This window comes from Microbacterium sp. Y356, assembly GCF_059445355.1.
This window is the reverse complement of sequence record NZ_JCAIUE010000003.1, coordinates 69,236-90,867: the sequence shown is the minus strand read 5'-3', so window position 1 is coordinate 90,867 and position 21,632 is coordinate 69,236. Positions and strand designations below refer to the sequence as shown.

Here is a 21,632-nt window from a genome sequence, read left to right as displayed (position 1 = left end):
ACTTGATTTATTCGTAGATATATTCGAGGATGGATGCATGGGCACCGCACTCTCCGCCCCCTCGGCTCTCCCCCGCGAGAGCATCGCCTCCCGCGCGCAGGAGGTGCACCGCCTGCGCAGTGAGATCTCTCGTATGCAGCGGCGGCGCAGCGACGTGCCCTTCCTCCCTCTCGATCCTGCCTTGGAGGGGCTTCTGCCTGACCCCGGTCTGAGAGTCGGCTCCTCCTACTCCCTCTCGCCTTCACCGAGCCTGCTGGGCGCGTTGCTCGCCGCCCCATCGCAGAAGGGCTCATGGTGCGCGATCATCGGCATGCCTACGATCGGCGTCGAGGCGATGAGTGGCTTCGGAGTCGAGTTGGAGCGCCTCATCTTGGTACCCGACCCAGGCCCTCGCTGGCTGACCGTCGCCACGGCGCTCTCCGAGGTGATTCCACTCATCGCGGTGCATCCACGCAGCAGGGTCTCAGATGCTGACATCGCCCGATTGAATGCACGGCTGCGTGATCGCGGCTGCACGCTGCTGGTCACGGCACCCTGGCCGCAGAGCGAGGCGACGATCCGTGTGGAAGAGACCGAATGGCATGGCCTGGGTTCCGGCTGGGGGCTCCTCGCTGAGCGCACCGTGACATTGAGCGCCTCGGGTCGACGGCACGAGTCCCCACGTCGAGTTCGAGTGCAGATGCCCACCTCTCTCGGCCGGGTGGATGCAGCGCCCGCTCCCCTGCGTCCGGTGGCTCCGCTGCTGCTATCTACCCCCTCTGCACCATCCGTCACGAATACGGATTCCGATCGTTGGGCGGCGGCAGGATGAGCACTCCTCCACGTCATCTCGTGCTGTGGCTGCCGGACTGGCCGGTACGGGCGGCACTCGGTGCACCGCCCGCAGACGACCCCGTCGCCGTAATACAGGCGAACATCGTCATAGCCTGCTCCGCATCCGCCCGCGCGCAGGGGGTTCGGCGTGGTCAGCGTCGTCGGCTCGCGCAGACCCGCGCCCCGGCACTGCGTATCCTTCCTGCCGATCCCCTCCGCGACCAGCGGATGTTCCTCCCTGTGCTCCGACTGCTCGAAGAGCTGGTGCCTGGCGTGCAGCCGCTGCGTCCAGGGCTCGCTGCCCTCCGAGCCAGAGGAGCTGCGCGCTACTACGGAGGCGAGGAGCAGTCCGCCCTGCATCTCATCGACGCCCTCGCCGCGCACGGTCACCCCGGCGCGCGTGCAGGCATTGCTGACGGCCTCTTCACCGCCGAGCAGGCAGCGCGTACCGCCGACCCAGCGTGCGTTGTGGATCAGGGCGAGTCTCGACGCTTCCTCGCTCCACTTCCCGTTCATGTCCTGGGTAATGACGAGGTCACCGGGCTGCTCACGAATCTCGGCGTGCGCACACTGGCGGATTTCGCGGCGCTAGAGGTGAAAGATGTCCATGATCGACTCGGAGACAGAGGCACCCGCCTGCACGATCTGGCTTCCGGAGCTGATTCCCGCCCGCTGACCCCGCAGACTCCCGAGCCTGAACTCGCACGCGAGATCGTGTTCGAGAGTCCGCTGGAGCAGGCCGATCAGGTGGCATTCGCAGTACGGCAGACCGTAGATACCGTCACTGCCGGCCTCGCCGCACTGTCACAGGTGTGCACCGAGGTGCGGATCGATCTGACCGACGATGCCGGAGCCGTCTCGTCTCGGGTCTGGATGCACCCGACCTCTTTCGAAGCAAGCGACCTGGTCGACAGGGTGCGCTGGCAGCTGGAGGGAATAATGGCTGCCGGGGCGTCCGCAGGCTCCGGCGGTGCTGGCAACGTCGGTGCAGGCAACGTCAGTGCCGGCAACGTCGGTGCCGGCAACGTCAGTGCCGGCAACGTCGGTGCCGGCAACGTCAGTGCCGGCATCGTCGAGGTGCGGATCACGCCGACACGTGTCGATGACAGTGCACATCACCAGCCTGGATTATTCGGACAGGGGCCGGAGCAGCGGCTGCACCATGCCGTCTCGCGCGTTCAAGCGATGCTCGGACATCGCGGGGTCGTCACCCCTGTTCTCACGGGCGGTCGCCGACTCGCAGAGCGCCAACTGCTCCAGCCGTGGGGAGATCGAACACCGCCAGAGCGGGATGCGACGCTGCCCTGGCCGGGGAGTCTTCCGCCACCGCATCCGTCAGAGGTTTTCGCCCCGCCGCTGCCTGCGCGAGTGACGGCCGCAGACGGCACTGCCCCGATCGTCGATGAGCGTGGCACGTTGTCCGCGCCTCCGACTCAAATCGAAGAGGTCGCTGTGCAGGGGTGGGCCGGCCCCTGGCCGCTGCGAGAGCGGGCGTGGGATGCGGATCACGCCCGCTCGGCCCAACGCTTCCAGATCGTGGATGAGTCTCAGCGCGCCTGGCTCGTGCTCTGGGAAGACGGCGCCTGGTGGATCGAGGGGAGGTATCGCTGATGGGCTGGCATAACCCGAACATGAGCTGGAGAGAGCTCGAACAGACCCTCAGCGGCCGCGCAGCACCAGAGGGCAAAGCATCGCCAGACGGCAAAGCACCGCCAGATGAGGAAAAACCGCAGCCTCGACCGGACCCTGGACCGATCAGCCGTCGCAGAGCATCGACGCCACCACCGACGATCGTTCCCCCCGAAGATGCCGTCCCATACGCCGAGTTGCACGCACACACCTCGTATTCCTTCCTCGACGGTGCCTCCTCTCCGGAGGATCTGCTCGCCGAGGCGCAGCGGCTCGGCCTCACCGCACTGGCGATCACCGATCACGATGGCTTCTATGGTGCCGCACGATTCGCGGAGACCGCCGATCTGATGATGAAGGCCGAGTCGCAGAACAACGCGCGGGCCAAAGCACAGACCAAGGCACCAACCAAGGCACCGACCACCGTGCAGACCATCTTCGGGGCAGAGTTGTCGCTGGGACTCCCCGCTCCGCAGCGCGGTGTTGCTGATCCCGTCGGCGAGCACCTGCTCGTCCTGGCCCGTGGCATCCAGGGGTACCACCAACTCTCCGGCGCGATCACCAGGGCACAGCTGCGTGGTGGTGAGAAAGGACGGCCGATCTACGATCTCGATGACCTCGCGGCGAGCGCGGACGGGCAGTGGACGATCCTCACCGGATGCCGCAAGGGCGGCGTTCGCCAAGGACTCGCGGGCGGAGATGCTGCCACTCCGCTACGTCGGCTGGTCGACCTGTTCGGCCGAGACAATGTCGCTGTCGAACTCTTCGACCACGGCGATCCACAGGACACACGTCGAAATGACGCTCTCGCCGACCTCGCTACTGCGCACCGACTCCCTGTGGTGGCGACGAACAACGTGCACTATGCGGCGCCGACTCGCGCCCGGCTCGCCGAAGCGGTGTCGGCGGTGCGCGCAGTGCGCAGCATGGACGATCTGGACGGATGGCTTCCCTCCCATGGCGCAGCGCACCTGCGCAGCGGTGCGGAGATGACCGCCCGATTTCGGCGCTACCCCGGGGCAATCTCCCACGGGCTGCTCATCGCAGAAGAATCCGCCTTCTCGCTGCGCAGAGCACGCCCGGATCTGCCGACGCAAAAGGTGCCGGCAGGACACACCCCCATGAGCTGGCTGCGCACGCTGGTGTGGGATGCCGTTCCCCACCGCTATCCCTGTCTCGACGATGCAGGGCGAGCGCGGATCGAGCGTGAACTCACCGTGATCGAGGAGAAGGACTTCCCCGGGTACTTCCTCATCGTGCACGGCATCGTCACCGAGGCGCGGCGTCGCGGCATCCTCTGCCAGGGTCGAGGCTCTGCTGCGGCGAGCGCCGTCTGCTACCTGCTCGGCATCACGGCGGTGGATCCGATCCTCTACGGACTGCCGTTCGAGCGCTTCCTCGCCACCACCAGGGAGGAAGAGCCAGACATCGACGTGGATTTCGACTCCGGCAGACGTGAGGAGATCATCCAGTGGGTCTATGACGAGTACGGCCGCGAGTGTGCCGCCCAGGTGGCGAACGTCATCCAGTACCGACCGAAGAATGCCGTCCGCGACATGGCGCGAGCGTTGGGTTATTCACCGGGTCAGCAGGATGCCTGGTCACGGCAGGTCGACGGCTGGGGCACAGACCTGATGCCCGCGGACGGGCACGACATCCCCGAGACGGTGCTGGAGTACGCCGGTGAGATGTTGAAAGCCCCACGGCACCTCGGCATCCACTCCGGCGGAATGGTGCTCACCGCGCGCCCTGTGGGAGAAGTCGTGCCGGTCGAACATGCCCGTATGGAGAAGCGCACCGTCATCCAGTGGGACAAGGACGACGCCGCCTGGATGGGGCTGGTGAAGTTCGATCTGCTTGGCCTCGGAATGCTCGCAGCCCTGCAGAATTGCTTCGACCTGATCGCCGCCGCCACCGGAGAGAGATGGACTCTGGAGACGATCCCGAAGGAAGAACCCGCGGTTTATGACATGCTCTGCCGAGCAGACTCCATCGGAGTGTTCCAGGTAGAGTCCCGTGCGCAGATAGGGCTGCTCCCCCGGTTGCAGCCGCGATGCTTCTACGATCTCGCCATCCAGATCGCCCTCATCCGCCCGGGTCCCATCCAGGGCGGCGCCGTGCACCCTTTCGTGCGACGCAAGATGGAGAAGGATCGGGTCGATGAAGAGAACCTGCAGCGGGCGATCAGGGGTGAGCCTCCTGTCACGCTGGAGTTCCCCTACCCGCATCCGATACTGAAGCCGGTCCTGGAGCGCACTCTCGGCATCCCCATCTTCCAGGAGCAGCTCATCCAGATGGCGACGACGATCGGTGACTGCACCGCGGATGAGGCAGATACCCTCAGGCGCGCTATGGGCTCCAAGCGTGGGCTGGAGCGGATCGACAGCATCCGCCGACAGCTCTACACGGGCATGACGCGCCATGGCCTTTCCCCTGAGCAGTCAGATCGCATCTACGAACAGATCCAGGCGTTTTCGAACTTCGGCTTCGCCGAGTCGCACTCGCTGTCATTCGCGCTGCTGGTCTATGCCAGTTCCTGGCTGAAACTGCACTACCCCGCGGCCTTCCTCGCTGGGCTCCTGCACGCACAGCCCATGGGTTTCTACTCCGCAGCAACGCTCTCCGCCGATGCCAGGCGGCACGGTGTCGAAGTCCGACGCCCCAACCTGCACGCCTCCTCTGCCAAGGAGTCTCTGGAGCCACTGGAGCCACTGGAGCCAATGGAGCCACTGACGGATTCACCGGTGCCAACGGGGCGGGAATCCTGTCGCGCGTATGAGCAGCCGACCCCGCCCCGCTTCGATCGGAACGCGCCGGACGAGTCGGCAGCGCATCGTCGTGACGGTGTCTTCGCTGTGCGCCTCGGACTCAGCGGTATCCGCGGCATCGGCCTGCCGACGGCGGAGCGCATCGTCGCCGAAAGGGAAGCGAACGGCCCCTACCTCGACCTGCCTGATCTGGTGCGGCGAACGGATGCCACGGCCGCACAGTTGGAGTCGCTGGCGACCGCCGGCGCATTTGATTGCCTCGGTCTGACCCGCCGAGAGGCGATCTGGCTCGCAGGTGCCGCTGCCGAAGACCGCGCGCGTTATCTTCCTGGCACCACCGTGTCTGTGCAACCGCCACTGTTCGCCGATCAGACCAGCTACGAACAGCTGTCCGCCGATCTCTCTTCCACCGGTGTATCCACAGATGACCATCCGATGGCGCACTTTCGCACAGTGCTCGACGAGCGAGGAGTGCTCACCGCGGCGCAGCTGCGCGAGCACGAGGTCGGTCGACGCATCGAGGTCGCCGGCCTCGTCACCCACCGCCAGCGTCCGGCGACGGCAGCCGGTGTCACGTTCCTCAACCTCGAAGATGAACATGGGCTCGTCAACGTGATCTGTTCGACCGGGGTATGGAGTCGCTACCGCCAAGTGGCGAGGGATTCACCCGCGCTCATCGTGCGCGGCATGCTGGAGCGCTCCCCCGAGGGTGTGATCAACGTGCTCGCGGACGCCTTCCAGGATCTGCGCACCGGCATTGAGCATCGATCACGTGACTTCCGCTGAGGTCCACGTCACGCATCGTTGCCCGTGCTGCCACCAGCAGCGTGCTGCCACCAGAAGCGTGCTGTCACCAGAAGCGTGGCGGCTCCGGCTCAGGTGTCCGGTCAACGCCACCCCAACGCAGGGCTTCTTCTCTGGCCGCTTCTGCCGCGGCATCCGCCCCGCGCAGCGCGATATCCGATTCCGCCGCACCGGGGCCGATCGGATCCACAAGAAGCGTCGTGCTGAATCCTTGCCTCGTCGGCGCGATCGTGCATTCCAACACGCGTCCGGCCCACGTCGACGCTGCGGAGGACGTCTGGCTGCTGTGGCGGTAGTGAACTCGAGTCTCCAAGTCGATCAACATGACCACGGAGCGCTCGCCCATGTCATCCACACTCTCGGTCACCTGAACGCGATGCCCGTATGGGATCGCCGCTGGCACCGCGATAACGATCGTCCTGTCCATGGCTCCAGCCTATGAAGTCCTGCCCCCAGTGCAAGAGCCGCGCCCTGATCGGTGCCGGACGCGCTACCCGCCGGCACCACTTGCCGGCACCACCCGCAGGCGCCACTTGCGCCGGATGCGGGAAAATAACCCGGCTCCGGATGCCGGCTCTGGAGCCGGGTTTTTCTTCCGCCATCAGCTGGGACGAGCTCCACAGCACAAGATGAACATCGGGTGGCTTTGCGGAGATCCTCAGCCGTCCTCTCATACGCTGGGAGCCATGGATGCCGGAGCCGAGAACCTCAACGCGATCGCTGCCTGGGCTGTCTCACTCATGGAGACTCTTGGCGGGGCCGGCGCAGGACTCGCCGTCGCTCTGGAGAATCTGTTCCCGCCGCTTCCAAGCGAGATCATCCTTCCGCTTGCCGGTTTCGCGGCAGCGCAGGGCACACTCGGGCTGATCGAGGTTCTGATCTGGACCACCGTGGGATCAGTCGTCGGCGCACTCGCGCTATACGGCATCGGTGCCTGGCTGGGCCGACGCCGCATGTACGCGATCGTCGAGCGGATGCCGCTGATCAAAAAGGAAGACGTCGAACGCACAGAAGCGTGGTTCGACAGGCACGGCTCGAAGGCAGTGTTCTTCGGGCGCATGATCCCCATTTTCCGCAGCCTGATCTCGATTCCTGCGGGCATTGAGCGGATGCCACTGCTCCGATTCACCCTGCTCACCCTCGCCGGTAGCGCCATCTGGAACACGATCTTCGTGCTCGCCGGGTACTTCCTCGGAGCCAACTGGCACGTCGTCGAAGAATACGCTGGAGTCTTCCAGAAGGTCGTCATCGTCGCCGTGGTAGTAGCTGTTGCGGCATGGATCGTGATGCGCGTACGGCAGGTGCGGCGAAACCGGATCGCCGTCGACTGACGCTAGATGGTGCGCACACACCCCTTCGGTCGCTAGTCTCAGAAGTCAGATCGCGCGGGAGGCGAGCGAATGACACTGGATCTAGCGATCGTGCTCATACTGCTGGTCACGGCGATTGTGATGTTCGCGATCGGCAAGCCCCGCATGGACGTGGTGGCCGTCGTCATGATCGTGGCGCTGCCAGTCACCGGCATCCTGAGCATTGACGAGGCTCTCGCCGGCTTCGCCGATCCGAACGTCGTCCTCATCGCGGCACTGTTTGTCGTCGGCGAAGGGCTCTCGCGCACGGGAATCACGTACCGTATGGGCGACTGGCTCGCCCGCACGGCCGGCACGAACCAGTCGCGGCTCATCGTGCTACTGATGTTGTCCGTCGCGCTGCTGGGAGCCATCATGAGCTCCACTGGCGTGGTGGCGATTTTCATCCCAGTCGCGCTCAGCATCGCGACGCGCACCGGCATCTCACCGCGGCAACTCATGATGCCCATCAGTTTCGCGGGGCTCATCAGCGGCATGCTCACGCTCATCGCGACGACCCCGAACCTGATCGTGGACGCCGAACTGCAGCGCAGCGGGTTCGATGGGCTCGGGTTCTTCAGCTTCACGCCTATCGGTCTGGTGGTGCTCGCACTGGGCATCGGCTACATGCTGTTCGCCCGGCGGCTGCTCGGAGATGGTGGCGCAACGCGCACTCAGCGACGCACCTTCGACTCGCTGCTGGTCGATTATGACGTCGACGTGCGCACCCATCGCTTCGAGGTCGGCCGACGGTCGCCGCTCTCAGGAACGAAAATCGCCGACATCGACATGGGCAGCTGGCGCGCCCGCGTACTGATGATCGCCCGCAACCGGCTGTTCCGACCGACCGTCCGCACATCCGCCGACGATACTCAGGTCAAACGGGGCGATGTGCTGTACATCGACTCCGCGATCCCCGACGAGAAGCTTGAGAAGTTCGACCTCACCCGTCTGCCGCTGACCGAGGAGTTCTTCGACACCCACTCACGGCAGCTCGGTCTCGCCGAAATCCTCATCGGCCCCGACTCGATCTCCGCAGGCAAGACGCTGCGCGAGATGAAATTCCACGCGGAGTACGACCTGGTCGTGCTCGGCATGCGGCACGCGGGGCGCAACGTCAAAGGCGAGTACGTGACCACACCGCTCGCCATCGGCGATACTCTTCTCGTCTCCGGCGCATGGGATGCGGTCGAACGCCTGCGGGCGCGCGATCACGGGTTCATCGTGCTCGACCTGCCCGCAGAGGTCGACGAAGTCGCGCCCGCCGCGAACCAGGCCCCGTTCGCTCTCGCGAGCGTCGCAGTCATGGTCGTACTCATGGTCACCGGCATCGTGCCCAACGTGATCGCGGCACTCATCGCCTGCCTGCTGCTCGGGATCTTCCGGTGTGTCGACATGCCCAGCGCCTACCGCGCCATCCACTGGCCGACGATCCTGCTCATCGTCGGGATGCTGCCGTTCGCGACGGCGCTGCAGAGGACCGGCGGCATCGATCTGATCGTCGATGGGCTGTTCGCTGTGCTCGGCGGCGCCGGCCCCTATGTGATGCTCGGCGGCATCTTCGTGATCACCGCCGTCATCGGGCTGTTCGTGTCGAACACTGCGACTGCTGTACTCATGGCGCCGATCGCGATCAGCACCGCCGTGCAACTTGAGATGTCACCGCTCCCGTTCGTGATGATGGTGCTTCTCGCCGCCTCGGCGGCCTTCATGACCCCGGTCTCATCGCCGGTGAACACGCTGGTGGTCGAGCCCGGTCGCTACAGTTTTGGCGACTTCGTCAAGGTCGGCGTGCCGTTCACCGTCGTCGTGCTGATCGTGAGCTTGTTGTTCGTGCCGATGCTGTTCCCGCTGTAGCGCGCAGTACCCATAAACGCATCGCGCGTCATACGCTGACCCTGTGAAGAGCGAAGCGAGCACAATCCGAACCCTCGGCATCCTTGGTGCAGGCAGACTCGGCACCGTGCTCGCCCGATTCGCGGCATCCGCCGGTTATCGCGTTCTCGTGGCCGCGTCAGGAAACCCTGCTCTCATCGCCCCGCTGATGAACGCTATCGGCGCGACGGCCACCACCACGGAAACGGTCATTGCCGAATCGGATGCCGTCATACTGGCGATGCCGCTCGGCAGATACCGGACACTGCCTGCCGAATCACTGCGCGGGGTTCTGGTGATCGACGCGATGAACTACTGGTGGGCATCTGATGGCGTCCGCGATGATCTGAGCGACCCGCGCACCTCGACCAGTGAACTCGTACAAGCGCACCTCACCGGAGCGCGCGTCGTGAAGGCGCTGGGCCACATGGGCTACCAGGATCTCGAGGATGAGGCGCGTCCTCAAGGACGCCCCGAACGCAAGGCGATCGCGATCGCTGGCGACGATGCGGATGATGTTGCGATCGTCGCAGCGCTCGTGAACAACCTCGGGTTCGATCCGGTAGTCGCTGGCCCGCTTGCCGCGGGAATCATGCTGGAATCCGGCGCCGAGGCGTTCGGAGCGGATGTCGACGCCGCTCAACTGCGAGAGATGCTCGACCATTTCCCGACGTCGCAGCGGGGAATCGTCGTGGCGCGAGCACGCGGTGAGACGCCTCGCTAGCTAGGGGGCACGTTGATGCCGAGGATGCGTGCACGTCCCGGCCAGCTCGATTCACCCCGGTACGGAAAATCGAGCTCAAGAAGTGCCGAGTTGTCGAACGCCGGGAAGATGTCGCGGTACCAGTCGGGGTCAAGCCCGACGAGCTCGCACAGCATGAGTCGCATCAGAGTCGCATGTCCGACCACGAGTACTCGGCCATCGGGGAACTCGTCCGCGAGTTCATCCAGCACCGGCATGGCCCGGGCGATACCGTCGCGTCCTGCTTCTCCGCCAGGCAGCGGGTGCTGCGCAGGCTGCCGCCCGAACTCCGCCCACTCATCCGGAAACGCCGTCGCGAGCTCCGCTGGCGACAGCCCCTCGCCGCGCCCAAAATCGATCTCCACGAGACGCGGATCGATTCGAAGCGTCAGGCCCGCAGCCTCTGCAGCGGGTTCGGCTGTGAGCCACGCACGGCTCAGGGGCGAGGCGACGATCGCCGAGAGTCCCGCCGTCCCTGCCCACTCCGCGAGATTCGCAGCCTGAGAGATCGCGTCCGGTACGAGGGCCACGTCGGACGAACCCGCGTAGCGATGCTCGGCATGCCACTCGGTTTCGCCATGTCGGGCAAAGTAGAGCGTCGTCATATACTCTCCGATCGATTCCTCTGATCGTAGGTGCACAGCGTGACGTACACCGGATGCCGCGGCCCTACGAGTTCTCCGTTCACCCGCATGTCACTCAGGCGAAGTAAGTTGTCCCCTCGTGCATAAGTTTCAGTTCCGGGCAGTCGGGTTCGGACTCTCTGTCCACCTGGCGCGCTTCGCCATCATCTGGGTCACGCTTGCGCTCGCGCCGCTGGTGGGCATCACCGGTTGGTATCTGGGCCTGGCCGCGAACATTGCTTGTGTCATCTTCGCCGCAGCGTTGGTAACGGCGCGTGGATTGTGGAAAACCTCCGGGATCCTGGTCGCCTGGCGTGGACCAAAAGCCGTCATCCTGCTGATCCCTCTTGTCATCGAAGTGCTTCTCTGGGCCGTACCAGCGGGGTTAATCGAGCAGCCTCCGGGCTTCGGGCTCTGGAGCATCACCCTTCTGCTCGCTGCCGCGAACGAGGAACTAACGAGCCGGGTGATCGTGCTGGAGCGGATGCGTTCGGCATTCCGCCCACACGCGGCTGTTGCCATCACCGCAGCCCTCTTCGGGCTCCAGCATCTCTCCGCCTTCGCGACGACGAGCCGTTCCGTCGACGACATCCTCCTCAATGTGCTCGTCTCCGCGTGCTACGGATTCGCGCTGGCATCGTTCCAGTTCCGCTTCCACTGGGTGTGGCCACTGATCCTGCTTCACGCGTGCGCGAATTTCACGTCGATCTTCTCCGCACACCCGCTTCCGGATGCCGTGATCGCGATCACCCTCGTGATGTTCATCGCGCTCGGGTTGCTGATATTGCGTCCTCTTAAGTCACTTCCGCCTCTTAAGTCACTCCCGCGCTCAAAGTCACTTCGACGCTGAGAATGCTGCCCCCATGCGTATGACCGCTTCGCGGAGGATCGGCCGAGGCATGGCGAAGATGAAGCGGGCACTGCCCACGCCCGCGGAACCGCACGCGCTGCCATCGGTGAGCCCGACGCCCGCATGCTCACGGAAGTAGTCTCCCGGCTGCTCGATTCCCAGTTCGCGGAAGTCCAGCCATCCGACATATGTGCCCTCCGGCGCGGAGATGCGCACGCCGGGAAGATGCTGCGACACCAGCGACACAAGTTCGCGGCGGTTGCCATCGAGGTAGTCGACAACTTCGTCGAGCCAGGGCTGACCGTCACGGTAGGCGACGGTGTTCGCGATCGCGCCGAGGTTGGACGTGCCGTGGCCGATCCATCCTCCGATCTCATCGAGCTTTTCCTGATCCGCGTCATTGCTGACGACGAGCTGCGCGCACTTGAGCCCAGGAAGATTCCACGCCTTCGAGGCGGAGACTGCCGTGATCGTGTGCCCCGCCGTCACATCCGAGATCGTCGCATACGACACCATCGCCGTCTCGCCGTAAACGATCGGCGCCCAGATTTCGTCCGAGAACACGCGTCCGCCGTTTCGATCGACGAGTTCGCTCACGGCAACGAGCTCTTCGCGCGTGAAGACACGACCGAGCGGGTTGTACGGGTTGCAGAGGATGAGAACCTCGCCGCCCTCGTCGAATGCGCGCTGGATGCCGTCGAGGTCGAGGTTCCACACACCGTCCACCCGCGACATCGGGACCTCAATCACTTCGCGCCCCATGGTGGGTGGAACGAAGAGGAACGGCATGTACGAAGGTGTCGGCACGATCACCTTCGAACCGGGCGCGGAGAAGTGCTCGATCGTCACTTCCAATGCCTTGATCACATCGGGGATCGGAAACACCTGCTTGGCCTCAATCGTCCAGCCCTGTCGGTCGCGGAGCCGATCGGCTGTCGCCTGCTTGAGATCATCGCTCATCGCGGCCGGCATGTATCCGAAGACGCCCGCATCCACGGCGTCGTGAAGAGCTGCGCGGATGACGGGAGCAACGCCGAAGTCCATCTCGGCGACGAACGCGCCGATGGGCACCTGCGGATCCGTCCACTTCATCCCACCCTTTGCGCGGAGCATTTCAAGGGAGGTCGCGTCGATCTCGTCGGCAAAAGTCATTCTGGTCTCCTCTGGCACGGCTGTGGTTAACCCTATCCAGTGGCGGATGCACCGGCGCCGGTGCAGGGTGGATGTGGGAAACGTCATCCACGGTGTCGAGTGACACCTTGCTCACGAGTGGTTTCTGAAAGCGGCGCCCTAAGCGCTTGCCACCGGAGCATCCACCAGCTGAGCCACAGTCACGATCGAAGCGAAACCACGGGCTCCGAGAACGCTCTCAGTTCGTCGCATGATGTCCTCGCCGGCTACAGCGGCGTACCCGTCGCCTGCCGAGATTCCGGAGGTCGTGGTGGCCTCCGTGACGAAATCGACCGTGAAGCCGAGGTCGCTCGCCACCCTGGCAGTTGTTTCGCAGCACTGCTCAGTACGGATGCCGCAGATCACCAGACGACGGATGCCGCGCCGCATCAACTGCTGCTGCAGATTCGTCGTGGTGAAGGCGTTGATCGAAGTCTTCGTGATGTGGATGTCCTCGTCGGCAGGCTCGAAGTCCGATACGACCCGAACAAGACCAAGCGCAGGATCGAACACCCCACCCGATCCTGGTTCAGCATGGGTGATCCATACGATCACGTCGTCGACTGACCGCGAATGATCCACCAGCCGCGCGATGTTGTCGAGCACCTGAGGATTCGCCGTCGCCGCCCAGTCGTCGGTCCGGTGACGGAAAGACTCCTGCGCATCGATAACAAGCAAAGCGGTGTCGGTTCCAGTTGTCATGCATCCATCCTGGTTCCGCATCCTGCGGCGAGGCAAGACATCGCACTGCCAACATGCGAAATAATCCAGCCACGCTACGTCGTCGGTGCCCCACTATTAGGCTGAACCCATGGATGCGCTCGCACGCCTGCTCGACGCTCCTCGCGGTCGCGACGCCTACCTGTTGCGCGCGAGCCTGACGCCACCCTGGTCGGTACGGCTCGCTGACGAGTCGCCGTTGGGTTTGATAGCGATTGTGCGCGGTTCAGCCTGGGTCGAAGGAGGCGAAGGCGCCCCGCTGGAGCTGCGCACGGGTGATGTCGCAGTCGCGCGCGGACCCGCTGCTGTCACCGTTTCGTATGAGCCCGGCTTCAGTGCGGACGTCGTAATCCTGCCCGGCATGCGCGTCGAAAGTCCCGACGGCCGCGACGTCGAGGACGAGTGGTCACTTGGCTTGCGAGCATGGGGCAACGATCGCGACGGCGAGACGGTCATGCTCATGGGCTGCTACCAAGTGCGCGGTGAAGTCACGCAGCGACTGTTGAGTGCACTTCCGCCCGTCATTCACGTGCGGGCGCCCGAGTTCGATACGCCGTTCATCAGAATCCTGGCAGATGAGATCATGCGGGATGCGCCCGGTCAGTCAGCCGTGCTCGATCGTCTTTTCGACGTGCTGCTGGTCGCGGTACTGCGCGCGTGGGTCACTCACGCGGAACCGGAACGCGCCGGGCTCTACGGCGCGCAGAGCGACCAGATCATCGGCCACGCCCTGCAACTGCTGCACGACGACCCTGCGTACCCGTGGACGATCGCGGAGCTCGCGGCCCGTGTGCGCGTCTCGCGGGCGGCGCTCGCCCTACGCTTTTCGAAGCTGGTCGGAGAGCCGCCCATGACTTACCTGACTGGGTGGCGCCTCGCACTTGCGGCCGATCGTCTCTTGCAACCGAACGTGACGATTGAAGCGGTCGCCCGCGAGGTCGGATACAGCACGGGCTTTGCGCTCAGTACCGCGTTCAAGCGCGAGCGCGGCATGAGCCCGAAGGAGCACCGGGCACGATCGCTCGCGTCATAGCCGCTCGACCGAGGAACGCAGCCCGGTGAGTCGTTCGCTTTCGCGCCAGAGGTTCGCTGCGATCGTCACGTCGCGGGAGGTGCGGCTTGTGGACACCTCAGTCGGGAAGCCGTTGCGTTGAAACCGACCGTCAGGGCCGATGCAGGTTCCGCCCGTGATGTTCGGCGCGGTCGCAGCGAAAAGGATGGGCAGCGCACCCATCGCTGGGCTCGGCCGCCCGCGAGGATCTTGCCCTGCAGAGAGGTGTCGCGGCGTTGCCCCTTGGTTGCAGCGACGCCCGGGTGCGCAGCGATCGAGACGATGTCGCGATTCTCGGCCGCGAGCCGTCGTTGCAGCTCGTAGGCGAAGAGCGCGTTGGCTAGCTTCGACTGCGCATAGGCGAACCACCGCTGATATCGGCGATGCTCCCAGTTGAGGTCGGGCGAGATCGTGCCGAGCACATGCAGACCGCTCGTGACCGTCACGACGCGGGCGGAAAGCCGGTCTAGCAGCAGGTTTGTGAGGAGGAACGGCCCGAGGTGGTTCGTGCCGATGTGCCGTTCAAAACCGTCGGCCGTGCGGCCCTTCGAAACGCCCATGACGCCGGCGTTGTTGATGAGCACATCAACGACAGTGTCGATGCCGTCCGCGAAGGCCCGCACCGAGGCCAGATCGGCGAGGTCGAGGTGGCGCACCTCGACCTCGCCGAGAACAGTGCGGGCGAACGCAGAGGCCCGATCGATGTCGCGACATGCCGCGACGACTCGTGCACCCGCACCCGCGAGCACACGCGTCATCTCGGCACCGAGTCCGCTGTTTGCACCTGTGATGATGACGGTGCGTCCACGCTCATCTCCCACGTCGTCCGCGACCCACTTCGCCACAGCGATCACCTCACGCGTATGCCAACGCCGGGGTCTTCCCCAGCCAGACGTCATCGGTGAGTTGCGAGACGACGAAGTCAGCGACATCGGCGCGAGTGATCTTGAGCGATGACTCCGCCTCTCGAGGCCCGAATCCGAGCAGGTACTGCCCCGTACGCGGTCCGTCGACGAATGCCGCTGGCCGCGCGATTGTCCAGTCCAGGCCGCTGTCGCGCGTCACTCGCTCCTGCTCGACGTGGTCGGCGTAGGCCTTGCGCAGCAGGAAGCCGAACATCACGCGCTTCCACATGAAGTTGAGGTTCTCCCAACTGTCCCCCACTCCCAGCGTCGACTGCACGATGAGTCGGCGCACACCAACCTGCTGCATTGCCGCGACAATAGTCGCAGTGCCTCTCGATCGCACTTCACCCTTCGCTCCGTTGCCGAGCGTGACGATGACCGCGTCATGTCCCTCGATCGCGGACGCGACGTCGCCGATCTCGAATACACTGCCCTCGACAACGGCGAGTCGCGTATGCATCTTGGCAACGGATGTTTCACTTCGCGTGAACACCGTCACTTCGTGCCCATGCTCAAGCGCCTGCCCGACGACGAGGGTTCCGATGCTGCCGGTGCCTCCGAATACGATGACCTTCATGACGACCTCCCTAGGTGTGTTGTGTCACTTCCTAGTTCAGCCGCTCAATCATGGTTGAGCCATGGTCTCTCGTCCTGAATTCATACGCAGTCGTCCACACTCTGGACCTGCACGCTGTGTCCGTTCAAGCCGCGTCGAATGAGCGCAGCAGAATTCGTTCGTCTTGCACGTTGACCTCCCAGAGCGGCTGGGGCACGCTAGCGGGCCCCCGTTCGACAGCGCCGTCTTCGAGGCGGAATCGACTGCCGTGCCACGGGCAGGTAATGCAGCCGTCCGGATCAAGTGTTCCTTCATCCAGCGGACCACCCGCGTGCGTGCACACCGCCGAGATCGCGCGAAGTTGACCGCCTTGGCGCGTCAACAGCACGGGCACGTCGTTCACGCTGACGCGAACGAGCGAGCCGTCGAGGATCTCGCTATCGGCGGCGACGTCAGTCCACGATCGCGCCTGCTTCTGGAACGCCGTCCGGTTGACGCCGATGCCGCGCACGAAAGACAGATGTCCACCGAGGTACGCCGAGGCGAGCGTGATGCTGAGACCGAGGGCGCTGAGGGCGATGCCCGTACGGCGGTGACCGCTGCGACGGGCGAGCCACGACCCGGCCTGCATCGTCGTGGCGACCGCGTTCGAGAGCCCATGGACGAGCCCGACACGCTTGTCAGCGCCTCTTGTGCTCGACCAGTCAGATGCGCCCGACATCGCGGTCGGCGCGGAAGCGAGGATGCCGAGACCGACGAGCCGTCGTGCAGCCGCTGCGCTCTCCTCTCCAGCTGTGAAGTCGAGCGCGACGGCCGCGCCCCACGCACCGATCGGCAGATCACTCAGCACCGGGTGCAGCTGATGTCCGAGCCAGGATCCTGACAGAGCGTTTTTGAGCCAGGTGGGATGTGTCACGGCATCCACCCAGCCGCTGACCGTCTTCGCCGCACCATCCAGCGCCTTCGCTCGCTCGATGCTGTCAATGACTTTGCTCGGCATACTTGTCGAATCGTTCATTTGTGCCACTCCTCACGACGGTGATGGGGCCTTGCATGTCCGTTCTGTCTACTCTGACGATGCCCCCGGGTCAACGGTCTGGAGTCGTGCGCTGGGAAGGTGTGAGATCGGGGGCACACGGGGTGGGTATACGGTTGAGCACATCAGTACCCCACCGGGGTATTCACGCAAACAAAGCAGCACTGTTGCGCTCGCCGCTGAGCCGCCTCGCACGCCGCGATCATTCCGAAGAGGAAACCCCCATGAGTAACTCGCACAACGGCGACGTTGAACACTTGGCCGGGCGCCACCCATCCCCCAGTCACGTCCAGCACACGGCCAGCGGCGCCCACGGAGAGGGAGCAGAGAGTCACACGGGGCACGCCCTCCACGACGGGCACGGCGACCACGTCGGACAGTTCCGGCGTCTCTTCTGGATCATGCTCATCTTGGCCGTCCCCACCGTTGCGCTGTCAGGCATGTTCTCCGTGATCCTCGGCTACTCCCTCCCGGACTTCCCTGGCCTCGCCTGGGTATCCCCGGTGATCGGAAGCGTGATGTACGTCTGGGGCGGCAGGCCATTCCTTGTCGGTGCGGTCAGCGAGATTCGCTCCCGCAAGCCGGGAATGATGCTCCTCATCGGTCTCGCCATCACTGTCGCCTTCCTCGCTTCGTGGGGCGCAAGCCTGGGGCTGTTGCATCATGAGCTCGATTTCTGGTGGGAGTTGGCGCTCCTCATCGTGATCATGCTGCTCGGCCATTGGGTCGAGATGCGCTCCCTCGCTCAGACGACCTCCGCCCTCGATTCGTTGGCCGCGCTTCTGCCGGATGAGGCCGAACGCGTCGTCGATGGCCAGGTCGTCGTCGTCTCACCAGCCGATCTCGTCGTTGGCGACATCGTCGTCGTCCGCCCGGGTGGCAGCATCCCGTCAGACGGACGCATTGTCGACGGACGTGCGTCCATTGACGAATCCATGGTCACTGGTGAATCCCGCACCGTCACCCGTGGCACCGGCGACTCGGTCACAGCGGGCACCGTGGCCACCGACTCCGGGCTGCGCATCGAGATCACCGCGACTGGTGACGACACGACTCTCGCAGGCATTCAGCGCTTGGTGACTGAAGCGCAGAGCTCATCGTCTCGCGCCCAGCGCCTCGCCGACACAGCCGCCGGTTGGCTGTTCTGGTTCGCGCTGGGTGCCGCCGTCCTGACCGCGATCGTATGGAGCGCGTGGGGCTTTCCCGACGCCGCGGTCATCCGCACGATCACGGTGCTTGTGATCGCCTGCCCCCATGCACTCGGATTGGCTATTCCGCTCGTGGTGTCCATCGCGACCGAGCGTGCAGCTCGTGGCGGCGTTCTCGTCAAGGATCGTCTCGCGCTGGAGAGCATGCGCACGATTGACACCGTGTTGTTCGACAAGACCGGCACCCTCACGATGGGTGAACCTGTCGTCTCTGAAGTCTCGGTCGTCGACGGCAATGATGCCGACCAGGTGCTCGCCTTCGCTGCGGCCGCGGAAGCCGACAGCGAACACCCGCTCGCGAAGGCGATCGTCCGTGCCGCGGCCGAGAAGAAGCTCACGGTGGCCGAGAGCCGCGAGTTCACTTCCTCTCCCGCCGTCGGAGTCACCGCGACCGTGCAGGGCACCACTGTTCGCGTCGGCGGCCCACACTTGCTGTCGGAAGAGGATCTGGCGGAGCTTCCCATCGCCGAGCAATGGCGCAGTGACGGCGCCATCATCCTCCACGTCATCCAGGATGGCAGCGTTGTCGGCGCGCTGAAACTATCCGACGAGGTACGCGCCGAATCACGCGAAGCAGTTGACGCACTGCACGCCTTGGGGGTGCAGGTCGTCATGATCACGGGAGATGCCGAAGCTGTCGCTCAGACGGTGGCGCAGGATCTGGGAATCGATCGGGTCTTCGCCGGCGTCCGTCCGGCAGACAAGGCGATGAAGGTTCAAGAGCTTCAGAACGAGGGCCGGAGAGTCGCGATGGTCGGCGACGGCGTCAACGACGCTCCTGCCCTCGCCCAAGCTGACGTCGGTCTGGCGATCGGAGCTGGCACCGACGTAGCGATCGCTTCGGCAGGAGTCATCCTCGCCAGCGACGACCCCCGTTCCGTGCTCTCAGTGATCGAACTGTCGCGCGCTGCGTACCGGAAAATGAAGCAGAACCTCTGGTGGGCCGCTGGCTACAATCTCCTCGCGGTGCCGCTTGCGGCTGGTGTCCTCGCACCGGTGGGATTTGTCCTGCCGATGTCGGTCGGCGCAGTTCTCATGTCGCTGTCGACCATCGTCGTCGCGGTCAACGCGCAGCTTCTGCGCCGCCTCGACCTTCAGCCGGCATCCACAACTCGCGCGATCCTCGGCCGATGACCTCAGAGCCGCGCGCTATTGGGCGTCACCACAGTCCCCGGCGACCCCAGGGTGACACGCGCTGCTAGGCGCATCGACCATAGGCGGCGAGGAAGACGTCAAGTCCGCGCGCCACCTGGGTCGCAATGTCCACGCCGGACAGTGCTTCGTCATCCCCGAGCAACATGGCGCGATTGACGGGGTCACCCATGATCAGCCAGTTGAGCTGCGTAGCTGCGAGCACCGGATCAGGCGTTTTGAGAGCATCCGCCGCATCCAATCGCGTAAGCACCTCGGCGAGGGAGTTGATCGCACGCTGTGGACCGTGCGCATGCAGAGCGCGTGCGAGATCAGGAAACTGCGGCAAGAGTCCGATCACGAGGCGTCGGAGTGCGAGCAGCCCCGGAGCCAACACTGTGGAGAGCTGCTGTTCGAGGATCGGCGCGAGCACGGAACGAGCGTCGGCGTTGTCCGAGATCACCGGAGGCGAGCTGAGGACGCGTTCACTCGCGGCGCGAGTCTGCGAGCCGACAAGCTCGAGAAACAGTCCCTCCTTGCCGCCGAAGTGACTATAGAGCGTCTGCTTGGCGACACCGGACGCCCGTGCGATCGATTCCATGGTGACACCCTCGTACCCGTTGGCGAGGAACTGCTCCTGCGCAGCCGCCAGCATGGACTCGCGTTTGCGCGCGGAACTCGGGCGGAGATCTGCGGCACCGCTTGATAATTTCATACTGATCAGTCTAGTTTAGAGAAATCAGACTGTTTGGTCTTAAAATTGGAGATGATGATGAGCACAAAGACCGCTCTTGAGTTCGAAGCAGTACTCATTCACCCCGATGAAGCTGCATCATGGACCGTGTTCGAGGTACCGGGCTCGATTGAGTACTTCGGCACGGGAAACCCCGTGCGCGTGACGGGAACGATCGACGAGACGCCGGTGGAGCTCACGCTCATGCCCACTGGACGGGGGCTCCATTTCGGTCCAGTGAAAGCAGCGACGAGGAAGCTGCTCAGCAAGACAGCCGGCGACCGTGTGCGAGTGCGGATCGAGGCTGCGACTTGAGTGCACTCACCACCACGCGCGGCGATCGCATCGTCTACGACGACCTGGGCTCAACTGGAGCGACGACCGCGATCTTCATTTCCGGAGCGGGCCCCACTCGCGCTGAGGACCCTGCGACTCTCGCGACAGGTGAGGCGTTCGCTGCACGTGGCGGGCGGGCCTTCATTCCCGATCGCCTGGGGCGTGGCGATTCGATAGCGGCGGGCCCGATTGACCTCGACGCGCAACTCGACGCGATCGATGCGCTTTCACGTGAGGCAGGAGCCCCGGTCATCCTGATCGGACACTCCTCCGGCTGCGCGATCGCGATACTCGCCGCCGCCCGCACCACAAACCTCGCCGGGACGGTGTTGTGGGAGGCGCCACTCGGACTATTCGAAGGCGGAGCACCTTCGTGGTGGGCCGGCGTCCGCGCTGCGATCGACGCCGACGACCTCGACGACGCGGTCGCCCGGTACATGGTCGGGATGCCGCCAGAATGGCTTGAGGACCTCAAACAGTCCCCTGCCTATCCACAGATCGTGCTCGGCTGGGTTCCAGACGGTGAAGCGCTCAGGACCGTCGAGGAACGCGGCTATCAGGACGTGCTGTCATCCGTAACGGCACCTCTTCTCACTCTGGTCGGCTCCGAGACCTTTCCCGGCATGACGGCGACCGCCGACGAACTTGCAGCCTCGGCATCCGACGGGCTCTCGGAGCAACTGGCCGGCGCGTGGCACTCGTGGGAGCCAGAGGCGATGGCAGAGCGGCTCGCGCGGCTCGCAGGGCTGGCGCGATAGCTCCACACGCACCATATAGGCGCCGTGTTGCGCCAGACCTCCGCGTCGACGCTCGCGCTGACGGCTTCGATCCAGGCGAGGAGGCAAAAGGGGACCATGAGTGCTCGACGCGATCTCAGATCTCAACCTCCCGTCTATGCTGCAGCTCGCGTCATCGGAATATGGGGAATTCCGTCTTCAAAGAAGACCTCACCCGAGCGAGCAAAGCCAAAGCTCTGATACCAGAGTTCAAGGTGCTGCTGCGCATCCAGAACAATCACATCCCCGACACAATCGGCAATCGCGCGGCGCATGAGATCCGCGGCGAGGCCTCGACCGCGAGCGGCCGGCGCAGTGGCGACGCGTCCGATTCGTGAACCAGCAGACTCTGCCAGAACCCTCAGCGTCGCGAGAACAGCTCCCTCTTCCTCTGCCCAATGGAGGCGAGCGGCCGGTTCGATATCTCTGCCATCGAGATCGTCATATGCTGCAGCCTGCTCGACAACAAACACATCGACTCGGAGCTTCAGAACCGAGTACAAACGGATGGGATCCATCTCGGCGGCGCTGGCCGAGTGCAAGGTCACAGTCACGTT

20 protein-coding genes are annotated in these 21,632 nt (G+C 64.6%); 11 read left to right on the top strand and 9 right to left on the bottom strand.

Annotated features, from left to right (window positions below; genetic code table 11):
* Positions 1-37 precede the first annotated feature (37 nt).
* The 3 genes from imuA' to AC1C2Q_RS16050 are packed head-to-tail and all read left to right on the top strand — an operon-like array spanning position 38 to position 5,996.
* Positions 38-811 (top strand): DnaE2-dependent mutagenesis accessory factor ImuA', encoded by a 774-nt coding sequence (gene imuA', locus AC1C2Q_RS16060; protein ID WP_495450952.1) that lies wholly within the window; start codon positions 38-40, stop codon positions 809-811.
* Complete coding sequence (locus AC1C2Q_RS16055; protein ID WP_495450951.1) at positions 808-2,424, top strand: DNA polymerase Y family protein; 1,617 nt, start codon at positions 808-810, stop codon at positions 2,422-2,424. Before imuA' ends, AC1C2Q_RS16055 begins: the two co-directional genes overlap by 4 nt.
* Positions 2,424-5,996: an error-prone DNA polymerase gene (locus AC1C2Q_RS16050; RefSeq protein ID WP_495450950.1), complete on the top strand. Its 3,573-nt coding sequence runs from the start codon at positions 2,424-2,426 to the stop codon at positions 5,994-5,996. The genes AC1C2Q_RS16055 and AC1C2Q_RS16050 overlap by 1 nt, the downstream gene beginning before the upstream one ends.
* Positions 5,997-6,060: 64 nt before the next feature.
* Here AC1C2Q_RS16050 and AC1C2Q_RS16045 read toward each other — a convergent pair whose 3' ends face one another.
* Positions 6,061-6,441 carry a hypothetical protein gene (locus AC1C2Q_RS16045; protein WP_495450949.1) on the bottom strand — a complete coding sequence of 127 codons (381 nt, stop codon included), beginning with the start codon at positions 6,439-6,441 and terminating at the stop codon, positions 6,061-6,063.
* Positions 6,442-6,700: 259 nt separating this feature from the next.
* Between AC1C2Q_RS16045 and AC1C2Q_RS16040 the strand changes: the two genes are divergently transcribed.
* From AC1C2Q_RS16040 to AC1C2Q_RS16030, 3 genes are all read left to right on the top strand, one after another.
* A complete protein-coding gene (locus AC1C2Q_RS16040) occupies positions 6,701-7,345 on the top strand; it encodes a DedA family protein (protein ID WP_495450948.1) in 645 nt (214 codons plus the stop codon).
* A 69-nt stretch (positions 7,346-7,414) separates the two neighbouring features.
* A complete protein-coding gene (locus tag AC1C2Q_RS16035; RefSeq protein ID WP_495450947.1) occupies positions 7,415-9,220 on the top strand; it encodes an SLC13 family permease in 1,806 nt (601 codons plus the stop codon).
* A 43-nt stretch (positions 9,221-9,263) separates the two neighbouring features.
* Positions 9,264-9,962, top strand: coding sequence for an NADPH-dependent F420 reductase (locus AC1C2Q_RS16030; protein WP_495450946.1), 699 nt, complete (start codon positions 9,264-9,266; stop codon positions 9,960-9,962).
* Here AC1C2Q_RS16030 and AC1C2Q_RS16025 read toward each other — a convergent pair.
* Entirely contained in the window at positions 9,959-10,585 is a 627-nt protein-coding gene (locus tag AC1C2Q_RS16025; protein ID WP_495450945.1) for a histidine phosphatase family protein, read from the bottom strand. The two genes, AC1C2Q_RS16030 and AC1C2Q_RS16025, sit on opposite strands and share 4 nt — an antisense overlap.
* 118 nt (positions 10,586-10,703) lie before the next feature.
* Here AC1C2Q_RS16025 and AC1C2Q_RS16020 point away from each other — a divergent pair, with 118 nt between their 5' ends.
* Entirely contained in the window at positions 10,704-11,453 is a 750-nt protein-coding gene (locus tag AC1C2Q_RS16020; protein WP_495450944.1) for a CPBP family intramembrane glutamic endopeptidase, read from the top strand.
* Here the strand turns inward: AC1C2Q_RS16020 and AC1C2Q_RS16015 are convergent.
* Both AC1C2Q_RS16015 and AC1C2Q_RS16010 read right to left on the bottom strand, forming a co-directional pair.
* On the bottom strand, positions 11,439-12,605 hold the full coding sequence (locus AC1C2Q_RS16015) for a MalY/PatB family protein (RefSeq protein WP_495450943.1): 1,167 nt from the start codon (positions 12,603-12,605) through the stop codon (positions 11,439-11,441). The genes AC1C2Q_RS16020 and AC1C2Q_RS16015 overlap by 15 nt on opposite strands.
* A gap of 138 nt (positions 12,606-12,743) precedes the next feature.
* Positions 12,744-13,325 (bottom strand): isochorismatase family protein, encoded by a 582-nt coding sequence (locus AC1C2Q_RS16010; protein WP_495450942.1) that lies wholly within the window; start codon positions 13,323-13,325, stop codon positions 12,744-12,746.
* A gap of 109 nt (positions 13,326-13,434) precedes the next feature.
* Between AC1C2Q_RS16010 and AC1C2Q_RS16005 the strand changes: the two genes are divergently transcribed.
* Positions 13,435-14,376 (top strand): AraC family transcriptional regulator, encoded by a 942-nt coding sequence (locus AC1C2Q_RS16005; RefSeq protein ID WP_495450941.1) that lies wholly within the window; start codon positions 13,435-13,437, stop codon positions 14,374-14,376.
* 65 nt (positions 14,377-14,441) lie between these two features.
* Here AC1C2Q_RS16005 and AC1C2Q_RS16000 read toward each other — a convergent pair whose 3' ends face one another.
* The 3 genes from AC1C2Q_RS16000 to AC1C2Q_RS15990 all read right to left on the bottom strand — a co-directional run bounded on the left by AC1C2Q_RS16000 (position 14,442) and on the right by AC1C2Q_RS15990 (position 16,873).
* Positions 14,442-15,239, bottom strand: a complete 798-nt coding sequence (locus tag AC1C2Q_RS16000) for an SDR family NAD(P)-dependent oxidoreductase (RefSeq protein WP_495450940.1) — start codon at positions 15,237-15,239, stop codon at positions 14,442-14,444.
* Positions 15,240-15,249: 10 nt separating this feature from the next.
* On the bottom strand, positions 15,250-15,876 hold the full coding sequence (locus AC1C2Q_RS15995; protein ID WP_495450938.1) for an NAD(P)-dependent oxidoreductase: 627 nt from the start codon (positions 15,874-15,876) through the stop codon (positions 15,250-15,252).
* Between the two features lie 124 nt (positions 15,877-16,000).
* Positions 16,001-16,873 carry a Rieske (2Fe-2S) protein gene (locus tag AC1C2Q_RS15990; protein ID WP_495450937.1) on the bottom strand — a complete coding sequence of 291 codons (873 nt, stop codon included), beginning with the start codon at positions 16,871-16,873 and terminating at the stop codon, positions 16,001-16,003.
* Between the two features lie 242 nt (positions 16,874-17,115).
* On the opposite strand from AC1C2Q_RS15990, the gene AC1C2Q_RS15985 reads away from it, so the two are divergent.
* Positions 17,116-19,233 carry a heavy metal translocating P-type ATPase gene (locus AC1C2Q_RS15985; RefSeq protein WP_495450936.1) on the top strand — a complete coding sequence of 706 codons (2,118 nt, stop codon included), beginning with the start codon at positions 17,116-17,118 and terminating at the stop codon, positions 19,231-19,233.
* 64 nt (positions 19,234-19,297) lie between these two features.
* On the opposite strand, the gene AC1C2Q_RS15980 is transcribed toward AC1C2Q_RS15985, so the two are convergent.
* Complete coding sequence (locus AC1C2Q_RS15980; protein ID WP_495450935.1) at positions 19,298-19,945, bottom strand: TetR/AcrR family transcriptional regulator; 648 nt, start codon at positions 19,943-19,945, stop codon at positions 19,298-19,300.
* Between the two features lie 57 nt (positions 19,946-20,002).
* Here AC1C2Q_RS15980 and AC1C2Q_RS15975 point away from each other — a divergent pair, with 57 nt between their 5' ends.
* Together AC1C2Q_RS15975 and AC1C2Q_RS15970 are read left to right on the top strand one after the other, a co-directional pair.
* Positions 20,003-20,278 carry a DUF1905 domain-containing protein gene (locus AC1C2Q_RS15975; RefSeq protein WP_495450934.1) on the top strand — a complete coding sequence of 92 codons (276 nt, stop codon included), beginning with the start codon at positions 20,003-20,005 and terminating at the stop codon, positions 20,276-20,278.
* Positions 20,275-21,057: an alpha/beta hydrolase gene (locus tag AC1C2Q_RS15970; RefSeq protein ID WP_495450933.1), complete on the top strand. Its 783-nt coding sequence runs from the start codon at positions 20,275-20,277 to the stop codon at positions 21,055-21,057. The genes AC1C2Q_RS15975 and AC1C2Q_RS15970 overlap by 4 nt, the downstream gene beginning before the upstream one ends.
* Before the next feature lie 134 nt (positions 21,058-21,191).
* Here AC1C2Q_RS15970 and AC1C2Q_RS15965 read toward each other — a convergent pair whose 3' ends face one another.
* On the bottom strand, positions 21,192-21,629 hold the full coding sequence (locus tag AC1C2Q_RS15965; protein ID WP_495450932.1) for a GNAT family N-acetyltransferase: 438 nt from the start codon (positions 21,627-21,629) through the stop codon (positions 21,192-21,194).
* Positions 21,630-21,632 lie beyond the last annotated feature (3 nt).

Coding starts and splice junctions, on each gene's coding strand:
- imuA' (WP_495450952.1), top strand. CDS start 38: ATGGGCACCGCACTCTCCGCCCCCTCGGCTCTCCCCCGCGAGAGCATC.
- AC1C2Q_RS16055 (WP_495450951.1), top strand. CDS start 808: ATGAGCACTCCTCCACGTCATCTCGTGCTGTGGCTGCCGGACTGGCCG.
- AC1C2Q_RS16050 (WP_495450950.1), top strand. CDS start 2,424: ATGGGCTGGCATAACCCGAACATGAGCTGGAGAGAGCTCGAACAGACC.
- AC1C2Q_RS16045 (WP_495450949.1), bottom strand. CDS start 6,441: ATGGACAGGACGATCGTTATCGCGGTGCCAGCGGCGATCCCATACGGG.
- AC1C2Q_RS16040 (WP_495450948.1), top strand. CDS start 6,701: ATGGATGCCGGAGCCGAGAACCTCAACGCGATCGCTGCCTGGGCTGTC.
- AC1C2Q_RS16035 (WP_495450947.1), top strand. CDS start 7,415: ATGACACTGGATCTAGCGATCGTGCTCATACTGCTGGTCACGGCGATT.
- AC1C2Q_RS16025 (WP_495450945.1), bottom strand. CDS start 10,585: ATGACGACGCTCTACTTTGCCCGACATGGCGAAACCGAGTGGCATGCC.
- AC1C2Q_RS16015 (WP_495450943.1), bottom strand. CDS start 12,605: ATGACTTTTGCCGACGAGATCGACGCGACCTCCCTTGAAATGCTCCGC.
- AC1C2Q_RS16010 (WP_495450942.1), bottom strand. CDS start 13,325: ATGACAACTGGAACCGACACCGCTTTGCTTGTTATCGATGCGCAGGAG.
- AC1C2Q_RS16005 (WP_495450941.1), top strand. CDS start 13,435: ATGGATGCGCTCGCACGCCTGCTCGACGCTCCTCGCGGTCGCGACGCC.
- AC1C2Q_RS15995 (WP_495450938.1), bottom strand. CDS start 15,876: ATGAAGGTCATCGTATTCGGAGGCACCGGCAGCATCGGAACCCTCGTC.
- AC1C2Q_RS15990 (WP_495450937.1), bottom strand. CDS start 16,873: ATGAACGATTCGACAAGTATGCCGAGCAAAGTCATTGACAGCATCGAG.
- AC1C2Q_RS15985 (WP_495450936.1), top strand. CDS start 17,116: ATGAGTAACTCGCACAACGGCGACGTTGAACACTTGGCCGGGCGCCAC.
- AC1C2Q_RS15980 (WP_495450935.1), bottom strand. CDS start 19,945: ATGAAATTATCAAGCGGTGCCGCAGATCTCCGCCCGAGTTCCGCGCGC.
- AC1C2Q_RS15975 (WP_495450934.1), top strand. CDS start 20,003: ATGAGCACAAAGACCGCTCTTGAGTTCGAAGCAGTACTCATTCACCCC.